The organism is Pseudomonas sp. SW-3 (genome assembly GCF_016615645.1).
Classification (GTDB): domain Bacteria; phylum Pseudomonadota; class Gammaproteobacteria; order Pseudomonadales; family Pseudomonadaceae; genus Aquipseudomonas; species Aquipseudomonas mandelii.
Map to the genome: position 1 here is coordinate 5,127,654 of NZ_CP067098.1, position 15,821 is coordinate 5,143,474.

At 58.1% G+C, this 15,821-nt stretch carries 17 protein-coding genes; 11 read left to right on the forward strand and 6 right to left on the reverse strand.

Annotation, left to right across the window (positions count from 1 at the left end; all coding sequences use genetic code 11):
* The first annotated feature begins 107 nt into the window (after positions 1-107).
* A complete protein-coding gene (locus JIO00_RS23100; protein ID WP_083375857.1) occupies positions 108-851 on the forward strand; it encodes a phosphatase PAP2 family protein in 744 nt (247 codons plus the stop codon).
* A gap of 169 nt (positions 852-1,020) precedes the next feature.
* On the opposite strand, the gene groL is transcribed toward JIO00_RS23100, so the two are convergent.
* The 4 genes from groL to JIO00_RS23120 all read right to left on the reverse strand — a co-directional run bounded on the left by groL (position 1,021) and on the right by JIO00_RS23120 (position 4,530).
* Entirely contained in the window at positions 1,021-2,664 is a 1,644-nt protein-coding gene (gene groL, locus JIO00_RS23105) for a chaperonin GroEL (RefSeq protein ID WP_008155543.1), read from the reverse strand.
* Between the two features lie 49 nt (positions 2,665-2,713).
* A complete protein-coding gene (locus JIO00_RS23110; RefSeq protein ID WP_007948593.1) occupies positions 2,714-3,007 on the reverse strand; it encodes a co-chaperone GroES in 294 nt (97 codons plus the stop codon).
* Between the two features lie 248 nt (positions 3,008-3,255).
* Positions 3,256-3,732 (reverse strand): FxsA family protein, encoded by a 477-nt coding sequence (locus JIO00_RS23115; protein WP_010457646.1) that lies wholly within the window; start codon positions 3,730-3,732, stop codon positions 3,256-3,258.
* Positions 3,733-3,798: 66 nt separating this feature from the next.
* Positions 3,799-4,530 carry a HugZ family pyridoxamine 5'-phosphate oxidase gene (locus JIO00_RS23120; protein ID WP_169857910.1) on the reverse strand — a complete coding sequence of 244 codons (732 nt, stop codon included), beginning with the start codon at positions 4,528-4,530 and terminating at the stop codon, positions 3,799-3,801.
* Positions 4,531-4,696: 166 nt separating this feature from the next.
* On the opposite strand from JIO00_RS23120, the gene JIO00_RS23125 reads away from it, so the two are divergent.
* A complete protein-coding gene (locus JIO00_RS23125) occupies positions 4,697-5,455 on the forward strand; it encodes an SDR family oxidoreductase (protein ID WP_077749886.1) in 759 nt (252 codons plus the stop codon).
* A gap of 124 nt (positions 5,456-5,579) precedes the next feature.
* On the opposite strand, the gene apbC is transcribed toward JIO00_RS23125, so the two are convergent.
* Complete coding sequence (apbC, locus tag JIO00_RS23130) at positions 5,580-6,674, reverse strand: iron-sulfur cluster carrier protein ApbC (protein WP_010457651.1); 1,095 nt, start codon at positions 6,672-6,674, stop codon at positions 5,580-5,582.
* 326 nt (positions 6,675-7,000) lie between these two features.
* Here apbC and metG point away from each other — a divergent pair, with 326 nt between their 5' ends.
* From metG to JIO00_RS23170, 8 genes are all read left to right on the forward strand, one after another.
* Positions 7,001-9,052, forward strand: coding sequence for a methionine--tRNA ligase (metG, locus tag JIO00_RS23135; protein WP_077749887.1), 2,052 nt, complete (start codon positions 7,001-7,003; stop codon positions 9,050-9,052).
* A gap of 143 nt (positions 9,053-9,195) precedes the next feature.
* On the forward strand, positions 9,196-9,765 hold the full coding sequence (locus JIO00_RS23140; protein WP_010457655.1) for an electron transport complex protein RnfA: 570 nt from the start codon (positions 9,196-9,198) through the stop codon (positions 9,763-9,765).
* Complete coding sequence (gene rsxB, locus JIO00_RS23145) at positions 9,762-10,778, forward strand: electron transport complex subunit RsxB (RefSeq protein WP_083375854.1); 1,017 nt, start codon at positions 9,762-9,764, stop codon at positions 10,776-10,778. Before JIO00_RS23140 ends, rsxB begins: the two co-directional genes overlap by 4 nt.
* Positions 10,765-11,748, forward strand: coding sequence for an RnfABCDGE type electron transport complex subunit D (locus tag JIO00_RS23150; RefSeq protein WP_200666903.1), 984 nt, complete (start codon positions 10,765-10,767; stop codon positions 11,746-11,748). The genes rsxB and JIO00_RS23150 overlap by 14 nt, the downstream gene beginning before the upstream one ends.
* The gene (locus JIO00_RS23155) at positions 11,745-12,356 is read left to right on the forward strand and encodes an RnfABCDGE type electron transport complex subunit G (RefSeq protein WP_200666905.1); all 612 of its coding nucleotides are present in this window, start codon (positions 11,745-11,747) and stop codon (positions 12,354-12,356) included. The genes JIO00_RS23150 and JIO00_RS23155 overlap by 4 nt, the downstream gene beginning before the upstream one ends.
* Positions 12,349-12,858, forward strand: coding sequence for an Rnf-Nqr domain containing protein (locus JIO00_RS23160; RefSeq protein WP_200666907.1), 510 nt, complete (start codon positions 12,349-12,351; stop codon positions 12,856-12,858). Before JIO00_RS23155 ends, JIO00_RS23160 begins: the two co-directional genes overlap by 8 nt.
* A 25-nt stretch (positions 12,859-12,883) precedes the next feature.
* Positions 12,884-13,522, forward strand: coding sequence for an endonuclease III (gene nth / locus JIO00_RS23165; RefSeq protein ID WP_083375850.1), 639 nt, complete (start codon positions 12,884-12,886; stop codon positions 13,520-13,522).
* A gap of 107 nt (positions 13,523-13,629) precedes the next feature.
* A complete protein-coding gene (locus JIO00_RS23170; protein ID WP_010457665.1) occupies positions 13,630-13,809 on the forward strand; it encodes a PA3496 family putative envelope integrity protein in 180 nt (59 codons plus the stop codon).
* A gap of 95 nt (positions 13,810-13,904) precedes the next feature.
* On the opposite strand, the gene JIO00_RS23175 is transcribed toward JIO00_RS23170, so the two are convergent.
* Positions 13,905-14,531 carry a response regulator transcription factor gene (locus JIO00_RS23175; protein WP_010457667.1) on the reverse strand — a complete coding sequence of 209 codons (627 nt, stop codon included), beginning with the start codon at positions 14,529-14,531 and terminating at the stop codon, positions 13,905-13,907.
* A gap of 598 nt (positions 14,532-15,129) precedes the next feature.
* On the opposite strand from JIO00_RS23175, the gene JIO00_RS23180 reads away from it, so the two are divergent.
* Complete coding sequence (locus tag JIO00_RS23180; protein ID WP_010457670.1) at positions 15,130-15,699, forward strand: hypothetical protein; 570 nt, start codon at positions 15,130-15,132, stop codon at positions 15,697-15,699.
* Positions 15,700-15,821 lie beyond the last annotated feature (122 nt).

The following is a 15,821-nucleotide window of genomic DNA, read 5'->3' on the forward strand; positions in this document are numbered from 1 at the left end:
AAGGCTTAACAAGTTTTTCACTATCGATTCACACGCCAATGACAGCGCCGGGCTCAGACTCCGCGCGGATGCGCACTACATACCCCTTCACCGACCAAGGAACTGCCATGGCTTCGACCGCTGCCCGCCCCGCTTCCAGACCGCTCAACTTTTGGGTGTGTCTGGGTGTGCCCGCTATCACAGCGATCAGTTTGGTGCTGCTTGAGCTGACGTCTCTGGACATGAACCTGGCCAAACTGTTCTACGACCCGGTCGCCGGGGAATTCATCGGACGCCACAGTTACTTCCTTGAAGACATCCTGCATGACCGAGCCAAGCAATTGGTCATCGCCTTTTCGGTGTTTGCGATCATCGGCTTTATCGGCTCGTTTTTCATCGCCAGGCTCAAGCCGTTCAAACGCGAACTGGGTTGCCTGGTGATGTCGCTGGCGCTGGCGACCTCGTTCGTGACCCCAGTGAAAGCGGTGACGGCCGTGCAATGCCCGTGGAGCCTCGAGCAATTCGGCGGCCACGAAACCTACAGCGAACTGCTCAGCCCGCGTCCGCAAACCGACAAGCCTGGGCGTTGCTGGCCTGGGGGTCATGCGGCGACGGGGTTTACCTTGTTCGCGCTGTTTTTTGTGTTGCGTGACCGTCGCCCGCGTCTGGCGCGCCAGGCGTTTGTGTTTGCATTTGCACTGGGGACGGTGTTTTCCGTGAGCCGGATGATGCAGGGGGCGCACTTCTTTTCGCATAACGTGTGGACGGCGATTTTCTGCTGGCTGATCTGTCTGGGGTCTTACTACTACATCCTGTATCGACCGGCGTCCAAGGCTGAGAAAGCGTCCGAAGCACAACCGGTTAGCGTATGAACTGACGCCTTCGCGGGCAAGCCTCGCTCCTACAGGGATTTCGCTGGACCTGTAGGAGCGAGGCTTGCCCGCGAAGAGGCCCTTAAAAACCACACAACTTTATGCCGGGCAATAAAAAACCCCGCCGGTTCATCACCGGCGGGGTTTTCATGTACGGGGTAAGGCTGGCTTACATCATGCCGCCCATGCCGCCCATACCGCCCATGTCTGGCATGCCGCCACCCGCTGGGCCGTCTTCCTTGATCTCAGCGATCATGGCTTCGGTAGTGATCATCAGGCTGGCAATCGACGAAGCCGCTTGCAGAGCCGAACGAGTCACTTTAGCCGGGTCCAGGATACCCATTTCGATCATGTCGCCGTATTCGCCGGTCGCAGCGTTGTAACCGTAGTTACCCGAACCTTGCTTGACCTTGTCGACCACAACGCTTGGCTCGTCGCCGGAGTTGGCAACGATCTGGCGCAGTGGCGCTTCTACAGCGCGACGCAGCAACTGGATGCCAACGTTCTGGTCATCGTTGTCGCCTTTGAGCTCGGAGATTGCCTGCAGAGCGCGAACCAGTGCCACGCCGCCGCCAGGTACCACGCCTTCTTCAACGGCTGCACGGGTAGCGTGCAGGGCGTCTTCAACGCGGGCTTTCTTCTCTTTCATTTCAACTTCGGAACCGGCGCCAACCTTGATCACTGCAACGCCGCCGGACAGCTTGGCCAGACGCTCTTGCAGTTTTTCACGGTCGTAGTCGGACGAAGTGTCAGCCACTTGCTGACGGATCTGCAGAACGCGAGCCTGGATGTCAGCTTCAACGCCGGCGCCGTCGATCACGGTGGTGTTTTCTTTGGACAGGATCACGCGCTTGGCATTACCCAGGTGTTCCAGGGTAGTGCTTTCCAGGCTCAGGCCGATCTCTTCGGAGATGACGGTACCGCCAGTCAGAACAGCGATGTCCTGCAGCATGGCCTTGCGACGGTCGCCGAAGCCTGGAGCCTTGACGGCTGCGACTTTGACGATGCCACGCATGTTGTTCACAACCAGAGTCGCCAGGGCTTCGCCTTCAACGTCTTCGGCCACGATCAGCAGTGGACGGCCGGCTTTGGCAACGGCTTCCAGGACTGGCAGCATTTCGCGGATGTTCGAGATCTTTTTGTCGACCAGCAGGATCAGCGGACCGTCCAGCTCGGCAGTCATGGTCTCTGGCTTGTTGACGAAGTACGGGGACAGGTAGCCACGGTCGAACTGCATGCCTTCAACAACCGACAGTTCGTTTTCCAGGCCCGAGCCTTCTTCAACGGTGATCACGCCTTCTTTACCGACTTTTTCCATGGCTTCGGCAATGATGTCGCCGATGGAGCTGTCGGAGTTGGCCGAGATGGTGCCGACCTGAGCGATGGCCTTGGTGTCAGCGCAAGGCTTGGACAGGGCTTTCAGCTCTTTGACGATAGCGATGGTCGCTTTGTCGATGCCGCGTTTCAGGTCCATCGGGTTCATGCCGGCAGCGACGGCTTTCAGGCCTTCGTTGACGATCGACTGAGCCAGAACGGTAGCGGTGGTGGTGCCGTCGCCTGCGTCATCGTTGGCACGGGAGGCAACGTCTTTGACCAGCTGCGCGCCCATGTTTTCGAAGCGATCTTTCAGCTCGATTTCTTTGGCAACGGACACGCCGTCCTTGGTGATGGTCGGAGCGCCGAAGCTCTTCTCGATGATCACGTTACGGCCTTTAGGGCCCAGGGTCGCTTTTACTGCGTCAGCCAGGACGTTGACACCGGCGAGCATTTTCTTGCGGGCGGAATCGCCGAATTTAACTTCTTTAGCAGCCATGATCGATATTCCTTAAATACTTTGTAGTAACGGGAAAATGAGCGGGGAATCAGCCTTCGACAACAGCGAGGATTTCGCTCTCGCCGATGACCAGCAGGTCTTCGCCGTCAACTTTCACAGTGTTGCTGCCGGAGTAAGGGCCGAACACAACCTTGTCACCCACTTTCACGGACAGCGCACGCACTTCACCGTTGTCCAGGACTTTGCCCGGGCCTACAGCGAGGACTTCGCCCTGGTTTGGCTTTTCAGCAGCCGAACCTGGCAGGACGATACCGCCAGCGGTTTTCTTTTCTTCTTCGCTGCGACGGACGACGACGCGGTCATGCAGAGGACGAAGCTTCATTGTCGATCTCTCCTAATTGTGGTTTTCATCGGCCGGTGTATTCCCGGCGGGTTTAACAAATCCGGCGGTGCCGGGTGCGGTTCGTCAAGCGAACCGCGGAAGTCTGTCTGGCGTGATCGCCAGAAACCTTGCGGTGACCGTTACATAAGGGCGCATAAGCTTATTACAAGGGCGGGGATCGAAATTTTTTTGCATCAATGCCCCGAAAACGAACACGGCACCCGAAGGTGCCGTGCAGCTGAAACGCTTTACTTGGAATCGCGGTGTTCGAACTCGCCTTCGATTACGTTCGGCTCGCGGCCCAGCGGCTGCTGCGGAGCAGGACCGCCACGTGGTTGAAGATCATCGGCAAACGCCCGCTGGCGGATCGCTGCCTCTTCAGCGCGCTGGCGCATTTTATTGGCCAGCAGTCGACGGGAGATCGGCAGCAGCATGATCAGACCCAGCACGTCCGTGACGAAGCCCGGCAGAATCAACAGACCGCCCGCCAGGGCCAGCATCAAGCCTTCGAGCATGGTCTGGGCCGGCAACTCGCCGCGGTTCAGGCTTTCACGCGCACGCAACGCAGTGGCCAGACCGGCGATGCGCAGCACGAACACGCCGAGCATCGAGCCGAGAATGATCAGCAGCAGGGCCGGGAAAAACCCGATGGCCCCGCTGACCTTGACGAATACGAACAGCTCCAACACCGGAAACAGTACAAAGAGCAATAAAAAAGGGCGCATCAAATGGTTCCTCAACGCAAGAATGCCTTGCCAGTCTTCCCTAGATGACGTCGCCGTTTCGTGAATTCAAGCGTCAGCCACTTCATTTTTCGGCCAATGCTCGGCGTGAGCCAGGAAAACCAAGGCTTCGCGCACTTGTGTCGGCGTATTACAAGTTGCCTGGAACGGCAGCCAGTACAGGGCCTGGCCAATGCGTAGGTGCATGCCTTCGCTATCGATACCCGCCAGTTGCGCCGGCTCGGTTTTCGGCAGCCCCGCCAAATCGACGTAGTGGGCGATGGCTTTGGCGTGATCGGCGTTCATGTGCTCGACCATGCTCAGTTCGGCTTTGCCGGCGAACGGATTGGCCAGGGTCAGTTGGTCGACCCAGTGAATCGCACCGAAACCGCCGATGTAACGGTGACGCACAGGCTTGAGCACCCAGAAATCGAAATCGTGGGCCTTGTGGTAGCTCTGCGACTCCGGGAAATAGCGGTAGTAACGCTCGGCCGCCGCTTCGATCGAGGCCTCGTCTTCGAGCTTTTCTGCTTCGGCGAGATAAGTCAGGCGACCAACGGCTTGCACATCGTCAGCCTCACGTTCGCCCACAAAAAGCGAGCATTTCGGATCTTTCTGCAGGTTATGGGTGTGCTGGGCGATGCGGCTGATAAGGATCAGCGGCCGGCCCTGCTCGTCCAGGCAATACGGAACCACGGAGCCAAACGGGAAACCGGGCATCGACTTGGAGTGCGTCGACAGCACCCCGCGGTATTCCTTGAGAAGCAATTCTCGGGCATTCTTGGCCGCTTCAACGCTCAATTTATGACTCCTTATATAGAATCCGTCGAAAAAACGGACAGGCGCCTGGGGATAAGTTCCAGTACGCCATCGGGGCAGTTCTCATGTGCAACCAGGCCACATCAGGTGCAGATCGAGAGGCCCTCTAGGAAGGAAACCACTCTGAACCTGCTATTGGGGCATGCGAATGCAACTCACTGACAAAGTAATCATTATCACTGGCGGTTGCCAGGGTTTAGGCCGTTCCATGGCCGAGTATTTCGCGGGTAAAGGCGCGAAGCTGGCGCTAGTGGACCTGAACCAGGAAAAGCTCGACGACACCGTCGCGGCGTGCAAAGCCAAGGGCGTAGAAGCTCGGGCTTACCTGTGCAACGTTGCCAACGAAGAGCAAGTGACGCACATGGTCGCCCAGGTGGCCGAAGATTTCGGCGCAATTCATGGATTGATCAACAACGCCGGCATCCTGCGCGACGGCCTGCTGCTGAAGGTCAAGGATGGCGAAATGACCAAGATGAGCCTGGCCCAATGGCAGGCGGTCATCGACGTCAACCTGACCGGCGTGTTCCTGTGCACCCGTGAAGTCGCGGCAAAAATGGTCGAGCTGAACAACAGCGGCGCGATCATCAATATCTCCTCGATCTCCCGCGCCGGCAACGTCGGCCAGACCAACTACTCCGCCGCCAAGGCTGGCGTGGCCGCGGCAACCGTGACCTGGGCCAAGGAACTGGCACGTTATGGCATTCGCGTGGCTGGCATTGCACCGGGCTTTATCGAAACCGAGATGACGTTGGGCATGAAGCCTGAAGCGCTGGAGAAGATGACGGCCGGGATCCCGCTCAAGCGCATGGGCAAACCGGAAGAGATCGCCCATTCGGCGGCGTACATTTTCGAGAACGACTACTACACCGGCCGGATTCTGGAAATGGATGGCGGGCTGCGGATCTAAGGCCTCATAGATCAATGTGGGCGCTAGCCTGCTAGCGATTGAGCGGGTTCAGTCAACTTTTTGTTGAATGTGAATCCGCTATCGCTAGCAGGCTAGCTCCCACAGTTAGTTGTGTTTCAGGCCATCAATCGTCGCTGATGGTGATGTTCGGCATCGCCGGCGACACCGCTTCCTGCAACACAATCCGCGCGCCGACGTGGCGGGCGAGTTCCTGGTACACCAGGGCAATCGGGCTGTCAGGTTCGGCGATCACCGTTGGCTTGCCGCCATCGGCCTGTTCACGGATAGCCATTGCCAGCGGCAACGACGCCAGCAGTTCGACGCCATACTGGTTGGCCAGCTTCACCCCTCCGCCCTCACCAAACAGATGCTCGGCATGCCCGCAGTTGGAGCAGATGTGCACGGCCATGTTTTCCACCACACCGAGCACCGGGATGTTGACCTTGCGGAACATCTCCACGCCCTTGCGTGCGTCCAGCAATGCCAGATCTTGCGGCGTGGTAACGATCACCGCGCCAGCCACCGGGACTTTCTGCGCCAGAGTCAGCTGGATATCACCGGTGCCTGGTGGCATGTCGATGACCAGGTAATCCAGATCGCCCCAGGCGGTTTGCGTGACCAGTTGCAACAATGCGCCGGAAACCATCGGCCCACGCCAGACCATCGGCGTGTTGTCGTCGGTCAGGAACGCCATCGACATCACTTCAACGCCATGGGATTCAATCGGCACGAACCATTTCTGATCCTTGACCTTCGGTCGGGTGCCTTCGGGGATGCCGAACATGATGCCCTGGCTCGGACCGTAGATGTCCGCGTCGAGAATCCCGACCTTGGCGCCTTCACGGGCCAGGGCCAGCGCGAGGTTGGCGGCGGTGGTGGACTTGCCCACGCCGCCCTTGCCGGACGCCACGGCGACCACGTTCTTGACGTTGGCCAGGCCCGGGATTTGCGCCTGGGCCTTGTGCGCGGCGATCACGCTGGTGATGTCAACGCGAGCGCTCGTCACGCCGTCGAGGCCTTCGATCGCCATTTGCAACATTTGCGACCAGCCACTCTTGAACAGACCGGCGGCGTAGCCCAGTTCCAGTTGCACGCTGACGCGATCGCCCTGGATGTCGATGCTGCGCACACACCCGGCGCTGACCGGGTCCTGGTTCAGATAAGGGTCGGTGTATTGGCGAAGGACGGCTTCCACCGCTGCGCGATTGACGGCGCTCATGGGCAACTCCGATAGCAAGACTGGAAAATCAGGGGGGTATCCTACGCCGGACATACATTTGTGGCGAGGGAGCTTGCTCCCGCTCGGCTGCGAAGCAGTCGCAATCAGGCAGACGCACTCCTTGCGCCGAAAACGGGATGGAGGGTTTGGGGCGGCTTCGCCACCCAGCGGGAGCAAGCTCCCTCGCCACAGAAGCATTTTCACGCTCAGACTGCCGGTGCACAGGTTTGGGCATTCGATGCAACCGGAAACAGGCTGACGGGGTGAAAAATATGCGCCAGCGCTTTATAGTGGCCGACCTCCGTTTCATCAAGTAGCCGAGCCCCATGTCCGAGCCACGCAAGATCCTCGTCACCAGCGCCCTGCCCTATGCCAATGGTTCGATCCATCTTGGCCACATGCTGGAATACATCCAGACCGATATGTGGGTGCGCTTCCAGAAGCACCGCGGCAACCAATGCATTTATGTCTGCGCCGACGACGCCCATGGTTCGGCCATCATGCTGCGCGCGGAAAAAGAAGGCATCACCCCGGAACAACTGATCGCCAACGTCCAGGCTGAACACAGCGCCGACTTTGCCGAGTTCCTGGTGGACTTCGACAACTTCCACTCCACTCACGCCGAAGAAAACCGTGAGCTGTCGAGCCAGATCTACCTGAAGCTGCGCGACGCCGGGCACATCGCCCAGCGCTCGATCACTCAGTACTTCGACCCCGAAAAGAAAATGTTCCTGGCCGACCGCTTCATCAAGGGCACCTGCCCGAAATGCGGCACTGAAGACCAGTACGGCGACAACTGCGAAAAATGCGGTGCAACCTACGCACCCACCGACCTGAAGGATCCGAAGTCGGCGATCTCTGGCGCCACTCCGGTGCTCAAGGATTCCCAGCACTTCTTCTTCAAGCTGCCGGATTTCCAGGAAATGCTGCAAGCCTGGACCCGCAGCGGCACCCTGCAAGAAGCCGTGGCGAACAAGATCGCCGAATGGCTGGATGCCGGCCTGCAACAGTGGGACATCTCCCGCGATGCGCCGTACTTCGGCTTCGAGATCCCCGACGAGCCAGGCAAATACTTCTACGTCTGGCTGGACGCGCCGATCGGCTATATGGCCAGCTTCAAGAACCTCTGCGCCCGCCGTCCGGAACTGGATTTCGACGCGTTCTGGGGTAAGGACTCCACCGCCGAGCTGTACCACTTCATCGGCAAGGACATCGTCAACTTCCACGCCCTGTTCTGGCCAGCGATGCTCGAAGGCGCCGGTTTCCGCAAGCCGACCGGCATCAACGTGCACGGCTACCTGACCGTCAATGGTCAGAAAATGTCCAAGTCCCGTGGCACCTTCATAAAGGCCCGGACTTACCTGGACCACCTGTCGCCGGAATACCTGCGCTACTACTACGCGGCGAAGCTGAGCCGTGGCGTCGATGACCTGGACCTGAACCTCGAAGATTTCGTGCAGAAGGTCAACTCCGACCTGGTCGGCAAAGTCGTCAACATCGCCAGCCGTTGCGCCGGGTTTATCCACAAGGGCAACGGCGGTGTGCTGGTGTCCGGCAACGCCGCACCGGAACTGACCGAAGCGTTCCTGGCCGCAGCGCCAAGCATTGCCGAGGCCTACGAGGCGCGCGACTTCGCCCGTGCCATGCGCGAGATCATGGGCCTGGCCGACCGTGCCAACGCCTGGATCGCCGACAAGGCACCGTGGTCGCTGAACAAACAGGAAGGCAAGCAGGACGAAGTCCAGGCCATCTGCGCCCTGGGCGTGAACCTGTTCCGCCAACTGGTGATATTCCTCAAACCGGTGCTGCCGCTGCTGGCCGCCGACGCCGAGGCGTTCCTCAACGTCGCGCCGCTGACCTGGAATGACCACGCGACCTTGCTCAGCAACCATCAACTGAACGAGTTCAAGCCGTTGATGACCCGTATCGACCCGGTAAAAGTCCAAGCCATGAGCGATGCATCGAAAGAAGACCTGACCGCCAGCGCAACCGACACCGGCAATGCCGCGCCGGCCGGCAATGGCGAACTGGCCAAGGATCCGCTGTCGCCCGAAATCGATTTCGACGCCTTCGCCGCGATCGACCTGCGCGTTGCCTTGATCGTCAAGGCCGAACACGTGGAAGGTGCCGACAAGCTGCTGCGCCTGACCCTCGACATCGGTGACGAGCAACGCAACGTGTTCTCCGGGATCAAGAGCGCTTACCCGGATCCGTCCAAGCTCAATGGCCGTCTGACCATGATGATCGCCAACCTCAAGCCGCGGAAAATGAAGTTCGGCATCTCCGAAGGCATGGTGATGGCAGCCGGCCCTGGTGGAGAAGAAATCTACCTGCTCAGCCCCGATAGCGGCGCCAAGCCGGGTCAGCGCATCAAGTAAGTTTCTGCGCTAAATCGATCCCACAGTCGTGCCTGGCGCGACTGTGGGATTTTCATATCAGCCCCCACCCTCCGTCCTTCCCGGATAATGCCTAAGCTTTTTAGAACGCTCTGTTAAAAAGCCCTCTTTCTACCGGCACAATCATGACCGAGATGCTGCTTACGCTTATCAGCGCCGCCCTGATCAACAACCTCGTGTTGCACTGGCCGCTGGGCGTCGATCCGCTGCTGGGCAGCGAGCGCGATCAGGTTCATGCATTGGGCATTGCGACGACGTGTCTGATGCTGATGGTCGGCATACTGGGCTACCCGGCTTATCACTGGCTGCTGGTGCCGCTGGAACTGACTTCGCTGCGTCTTTTCGTGTTCCTGCCCTTGAGCGTATTGCTGATCGGCCCGCTGCTGAAAGCGCTTTCCCGGTTACTTCCAAAGCTTGCGTTTGATGGCCTCTGGCCGTTGCTGCTGGGCAACGCGGGTGTGCTGGGGCTGGCATTGCTCAACGCTCAGGACGACAAAGGATTCTTCCACGCCACCGCCCTGTGCCTCGGTGCAGGACTGGGGTTCTGGCTGGTGCTCAGCCTGTTCAGCGATTTGCGCCAGCGCACAATCGAAAATGATATTCCCCTGCCCTTTCGCGGCCTGCCGATCGAACTGATCGGCGCCGGACTGATCGCAGTGGCTTTTCTCGGATTCAGCGGGCTGATCAAAACATGAGTCTGATTCAACGCATCGACGCCCTCTTGCCGCAAACCCAATGCGGCAAGTGCGGCCACCCCGGATGCAAGCCTTACGCCGAAGGCATCGCCAGCGGCGAGCCGATCAACAAGTGCCCGCCAGGGGGCAGCGAAACCATCTCGGCGCTGGCCGAGTTGCTGCAAGTGCCGGTGCTGGAACTGGACGTCAGCCGCGGCTCGGCACCGGCGCAGATCGCTTACATCCGCGAAGCCGAATGCATCGGTTGCACCAAATGCATCCAGGCGTGTCCGGTGGATGCCATCGTCGGTGCCGCCAAATTGATGCACACGGTGATCATCGACGAATGCACCGGTTGCGACCTGTGTGTCGCGCCGTGCCCGGTGGATTGCATCGAAATGCGGCCACTGCCTTTGGCCACGGTGCTGCCGATTGTTGGTGGCCTGGCGTTCAGCCTTGAGGAACAACGGGCGCGCACCGCCAAACGCAATCATGCGCGGCGTCGCTTCGAACAGCGCAACGCCCGTTTGCGCCGCGAGGAAGAGCAGAAACTCGCCGAACGTCAGGCCCGCGCTCAACGCGCCACGCCGCAAAACGAAGTGCCGACGCTCGACCCGGTTCAGGCTGCGCTTGAGCGGGTGCGTGCGCAGAAAGCGGCAAACGCCGATGCGGCGTTGAAAAAAGCCAAGATCGACCTGGCGATGAGTCGTGCGCAACTGAACAAGTCGCTCAAGGCGTTCGGGCATCCGCCGACCTTCGAGCAGCAGTCGCAATTGATCGTGCTGCAACAACAATTCGAGATGGCAGAGCAAGCCTTGGCCAAGCTGGAAAGCAGCGCGCCGCCCATCCCCGCACCGGCACCCGCCGCGCCAGCGAAGGATGCCGAGCTGAAACGGGCGAAGATCCAGCTGGCCATGCGCCGCGCCGAACTCAACAAGGCGCGAACCGGCGAAGCCGCAGCTGAACAGATTGCAGCGCTGGAACGCGCTGTGATGGACGCCGAGCGTCAGGTGGATGCCTATGTCGCCCCTTGAATCGGTGGACGAACGCCTTCAGCAGGCCATGAAGCTGGTGTTGCTGGCCACGGTGCCGGGCATGCTGGCGTTGTTCTGGTTGTATGGCTGGGGCGTGTTGATCAACCTGATTTTGACGGCTGTTACCGCATTGGCGGTTGAAGCTGCGGTATTGCACCTGCGCAAGCAATCGATCAAGCCAACGTTGAGCGACGGCAGCGCGCTCGTCAGCGCGACGTTGCTGGCCTTGGCCTTGCCGCCTTATTGCCCGTGGTGGCTGACGGTCAGTGCGGCGGCATTCGCCCTGCTCGGTAAACACCTTTATGGCGGGGTTGGCAAAAATCCGTTCAACCCGGCGATGCTTGGTTTTGCCCTGGTGCTGGTTACGTTTCCCCAACAGATGACCCTCTGGCCGTCGGCCCACGGCATGAGTCTGCTCGGTGGCTTGCAACAGGTCTTCGGCTTCGGTCAGGCGCCAGATGCCTGGGCCCAGGCCACGGCGCTGGACAGCCTGCGAATCAACAAAAGCCTGACCATGGATGAACTCTTCGCGAGCAACCCGGCGTTCGGCCACTTCGGCGGACGTGGTGTGGAATGGGTCAACCTGGCCTTTCTCGCTGGCGGCGCGTTTCTTCTGCAACGGCGGGTGTTCACCTGGCACGCACCGGTCGGCATGCTTGCCAGTCTGTTCATCATCAGCCTGCTGTGCTGGAACGGTTCGGGCTCCGACTCCCATGGCTCGCCGCTGTTTCACCTGCTCACCGGCGCGACCATGCTGGGCGCGTTTTTTATTGCCACCGAGCCGGTGTCCGGCGCGAAGAGCCCCGGTGCCCGATTGTTGTTCGGTGCCGGCGTGGGATTACTCACCTACCTGATTCGTACTTGGGGCGGATACCCCGACGGTGTAGCGTTTGCCGTGTTGTTGATGAACCTTGGCGTCCCGGCGCTGGAGCGGTTAGTCGCGTCCAGGCAGGAGCAGATGGCCCCATGAACCGAGCGACGAGCGTTGCGATGCTGGTGCTGCTGGCCGGGTTGGGAATTGGCGTGACGTACGTCGTGCAGCACGTCAGCGAACCGCGCATCAGTGCGCAACAGCGCTTGATCGACAGCCGCAACCTGCTGGACCTGCTACCGCCAGACAGCTACGACAATCAGCCGTTGGACCAGCCACTCGCCCTCGAAAACATCCGGCTGTCCAACAGCACGCTGCTGGGCGGCTATTTGGCGACCAAGGCCAGCCAACCGAGCGCGGTGTTGCTGCGCAGCCAGACCTTGGGCTACGAAGGCTCCATCGAGCTGCTGATCGCCATCGGCGCCAGCGGCAAGTTGCTGGGGGTCAAGACCCTCAAGCAATCGGAAACCCCAGCCCTGGGCGGCAAGATCGCCGACTGGCCCAATACCTGGCTTCAGGTGTTTACTGGCAAGTCGCGAAACGACCCCGGCGACACCGGCTGGGCCTTGAAAAAAGACCAGGGTCAATTCGATCAGATAGCGGGCGCGACCATTACTTCACGGGCGGTAATCAGCGCCGTTCATGACGCGTTGCGTTTCTTCGACGAACACCCGCAACAGCTAATCGGGAGCAGTGCGCATGAATAAAAAATCGACACTGCGCAACTCTCTGATGCTTGCGCCTCTGATCGGCGCTACGCAGGCCTGGCCGACCGCTCTCGGCCTGTGGCTGATGTTCTTCTTAGTGATCAATGCATATGACCTCAGCATGGCCGCCTTGCGATCACGGCTGATCCCGTCCACCCGCTTGCTTGCCAGCATCCTGTTGGCCGCCACGTTGACCAGTTGCGCGGAACTGGCCGCGCAGGTCGGGTCACTTCAATGGCATCAGCACGCGGGGATCTATGCAGGATTGATCGCCTTGCAATGTGTGGTGCTGGAGCACAATGGTTTTTTCCAGGAACCGCGGCTTGATCGCCTGCGTTTGTGTGGCCTGTTTGGCGCGCTATTGGTGGGGCTAGGCCTGCTGCGCGAGGTGATCGGCAATGGCGGTCTGCACCTGGCCACGCTGGTCCCTGGCGGATTCATTCTCTTGGGACTGCTGATCGCCGCCTGGCAGGCCTGGCACCGACCGACTCCCTCACACTGACCGACTTCGAGGAAACGCACTGTCCATGAATGCCGCAAAACGTCTGGAAATTTTCCGCAGGTTTCACGAAGACAACCCGGAACCGAAGACCGAACTGGCCTATTCCTCGCCGTTCGAATTGCTGATTGCGGTCATTCTGTCCGCCCAGTCGACCGATGTCGGTGTGAACAAGGCCACCGCCAGACTCTATCCGGTGGCCAACACGCCGGCGGCGATCTATGCCTTGGGCGTCGAAGGGCTGTCGGAATACATCAAGACCATCGGCCTGTTCAACAGCAAAGCGAAAAACGTGATCGAAACCTGTCGTTTGCTGGTTGAGCGCCATGGTGGCGAGGTTCCGCAAACCCGAGAGGAACTGGAGGCGCTGCCCGGCGTCGGCCGCAAGACCGCCAACGTGGTGCTCAATACCGCTTTCCGGCAACTGACGATGGCCGTGGATACCCACATTTTCCGAGTCAGCAACCGCACGGGCATTGCACCGGGCAAAAACGTGGTCGAGGTGGAGATGAAGCTGATGAAGTTTGTCCCCAAGCAATACCTGCTCGATTCACACCATTGGCTGATCCTTCATGGACGCTACGTTTGCCTGGCCCGCAAGCCTCGTTGCGGGAGCTGCCGGATCGAAGACCTGTGCGAATACAAGCAAAAGACCTCGGACGATTGAGGCAGTATTAGTTTTATTGATCCATCGATTGAAAAAATCTTTTTTACCCGCCGGGAGTTTGTCGATATAAGGAGCGCCAAAGGCAGTCTTAGCCTGGAGTTAACCTTATGAGCACTGGCAAAGAGCAATTGGACGTAGAAGACGACTTCACACCTGTTGAGACCGATGACGCTGAACCGGTGGTTGAAGTGGCGAAGACCAACCTGAGCAAACGCCGCACCATCGACAATCTGCTGGAGGAGCGTCGACTGCAAAAGCAGTTGGCCGATTACGATTTTGACCTTTGACACCTGAAAGCCTCCCGAAACGGAGGCTTTTTACTGGGTGCTGCCCGCCCCCCGATGAACGCCCTTTCATCACGCCTCGTCAATCGCCAGTGCGCTCATACCAGTCCATTACGTTGAGCGAGTTCGATCAGATCAACCAATGAGCGAGCATTGAGCTTCAACAACAGGCGTGTCTTGTAAGTACTGACCGTTTTATTGCTGAGGAACATGCCATCGGCAATTTCCTTGTTTGTCTTTCCTCGAGCCAACTGTTGCAACACCATCATTTCGCGCCCGGACAGACGATCCACCATATCGGCTTCACTGGCATTCCCGAGACTGGAACGAACGGTATGCAGCGCTTGATTCGGAAAGTAGCTGTAGCCCGAAAGCACGGCCTTTATCGCACTGAGCAATTCAGTGAGATCCTGTTGTTTGCAGACATACCCAGCGGCCCCCGATTGCATGCAACGCATGGAAAAATGCCCGGGGGCCTGAGAGGTCAGGATCAGCACTTTAAGAGGCATCGCTGTTGTGGTCAGACGCGCAATGACTTCCAGCCCGTCCAGCTTCGGTATCCCAATATCCAGAATGACAATATCCGGCATAAGTTCGCGGGCAAGTTGTAACGCATCCACACCGTTATCTGTTTCTGCAATGACTTCGTAGCCATGACGTTCCATCAGCATACGTACCGCAAGACGAATGACGGGGTGATCATCCACGATCAGCACTTTATTCATGGGCAAGTCCAATTTCGCTGTTCGAATTTTTAGAGCCCGCACAATAGCCTAGTCGTTTCATCCGTGGCATGCCGCCCCCCTCGGCCACCCGCAGCGAAAGACATTCCCTACAAACAAGCAGGACATGTCTTACAAAAATCAGACGAATACTGTGTGTCTTAAATTTTATCGCCCCGGCGGCACGGTGCTTTCAAAATTGTTTTTGTATCGATTTACATCAGGAAATCAAAGAAACCAGAGGTTGACCGAAGGATCCGACAGACGCTGACGATTGAGCTACGCTAAAAAACAACCGATATTTTCAGGCGAACATTCACACTCGCTCGTTAAAAATCAAGACGTGACCACTAATCAAATTACAACAACCCTTACACCAGGCAACACTTCAGAAACAGCAATAAACGCCACACTTACCAAAACAACAATAACAAAAATACCCGAGGCGCAAATAATACAGCTACTATGACCCCCGTTAACAAACTCACTAAAAGGACACCACCAAAACAGCAGACCGCCTTCCCGACTCCGGCAACTTACCAACACCCGAAACCTCTCCATAAATTGATCGAGAACAGACAATCTTCCATGAGCAAACAACATGAACAAACTCAAAATAAGAATTTCCAACCCCATGACAATCATTGCGATATTTGCAACACTGTCTGAAACTTCGGCTGCTATCTCCCTTCCATTTCTCGACAATAAGGAACGAGAGATCTATATCTGGTTCCTTATCAGCTTTCCCTTTTATTTGCTCTTCCTATTCTTCGCCACACTCAACTTCAACTATCGATCGCTTTATGCGCCCTCTGATTTTGAGAAAGGCAAGCATTTCATCAAGGCCATGACCGATGCCGATCACGCGCAAGTCAATACACCCGAGCATTTGATTGAGCACCCCTTACGCTCATCGGTGTTGCTAAAGGATCTGCACATCGTCGATGCACGATGGATGAGCAACAAAATGGACTTCAACACTTTGATGGAAAAGATCCAGCAACCACAGGAAAACCCTGCGCGCGTGATCGTGTTCCTAACCTGTACTGATTCAGAGGCGTTACTGAAGGAAGGCGCACACAAGCATTCGAAACAAACAAAGAAACGCAACAGCACTACGTTCTGGGTTGCCTACAATTTGAGCTCACATGGCATGACGACGATGGCTTGAACGCCAATAGCAGAAGACCGATTGCGACGGGCAGTCGGAGAGTAAAGCAGACGAAAGCTTATTTGTAACAACAACAAGAAAGTTGATACATGATACCCGGTAGGAAAAATCCCTCTTTCAGA

Coding starts and splice junctions, on each gene's coding strand:
- JIO00_RS23100 (WP_083375857.1), top strand. CDS start 108: ATGGCTTCGACCGCTGCCCGCCCCGCTTCCAGACCGCTCAACTTTTGG.
- groL (WP_008155543.1), bottom strand. CDS start 2,664: ATGGCTGCTAAAGAAGTTAAATTCGGCGATTCCGCCCGCAAGAAAATG.
- JIO00_RS23110 (WP_007948593.1), bottom strand. CDS start 3,007: ATGAAGCTTCGTCCTCTGCATGACCGCGTCGTCGTCCGTCGCAGCGAA.
- JIO00_RS23115 (WP_010457646.1), bottom strand. CDS start 3,732: ATGCGCCCTTTTTTATTGCTCTTTGTACTGTTTCCGGTGTTGGAGCTG.
- JIO00_RS23125 (WP_077749886.1), top strand. CDS start 4,697: ATGCAACTCACTGACAAAGTAATCATTATCACTGGCGGTTGCCAGGGT.
- apbC (WP_010457651.1), bottom strand. CDS start 6,674: ATGAGCGCCGTCAATCGCGCAGCGGTGGAAGCCGTCCTTCGCCAATAC.
- metG (WP_077749887.1), top strand. CDS start 7,001: ATGTCCGAGCCACGCAAGATCCTCGTCACCAGCGCCCTGCCCTATGCC.
- JIO00_RS23140 (WP_010457655.1), top strand. CDS start 9,196: ATGACCGAGATGCTGCTTACGCTTATCAGCGCCGCCCTGATCAACAAC.
- rsxB (WP_083375854.1), top strand. CDS start 9,762: ATGAGTCTGATTCAACGCATCGACGCCCTCTTGCCGCAAACCCAATGC.
- JIO00_RS23150 (WP_200666903.1), top strand. CDS start 10,765: ATGTCGCCCCTTGAATCGGTGGACGAACGCCTTCAGCAGGCCATGAAG.
- JIO00_RS23155 (WP_200666905.1), top strand. CDS start 11,745: ATGAACCGAGCGACGAGCGTTGCGATGCTGGTGCTGCTGGCCGGGTTG.
- JIO00_RS23160 (WP_200666907.1), top strand. CDS start 12,349: ATGAATAAAAAATCGACACTGCGCAACTCTCTGATGCTTGCGCCTCTG.
- nth (WP_083375850.1), top strand. CDS start 12,884: ATGAATGCCGCAAAACGTCTGGAAATTTTCCGCAGGTTTCACGAAGAC.
- JIO00_RS23170 (WP_010457665.1), top strand. CDS start 13,630: ATGAGCACTGGCAAAGAGCAATTGGACGTAGAAGACGACTTCACACCT.
- JIO00_RS23175 (WP_010457667.1), bottom strand. CDS start 14,531: ATGAATAAAGTGCTGATCGTGGATGATCACCCCGTCATTCGTCTTGCG.
- JIO00_RS23180 (WP_010457670.1), top strand. CDS start 15,130: ATGAACAAACTCAAAATAAGAATTTCCAACCCCATGACAATCATTGCG.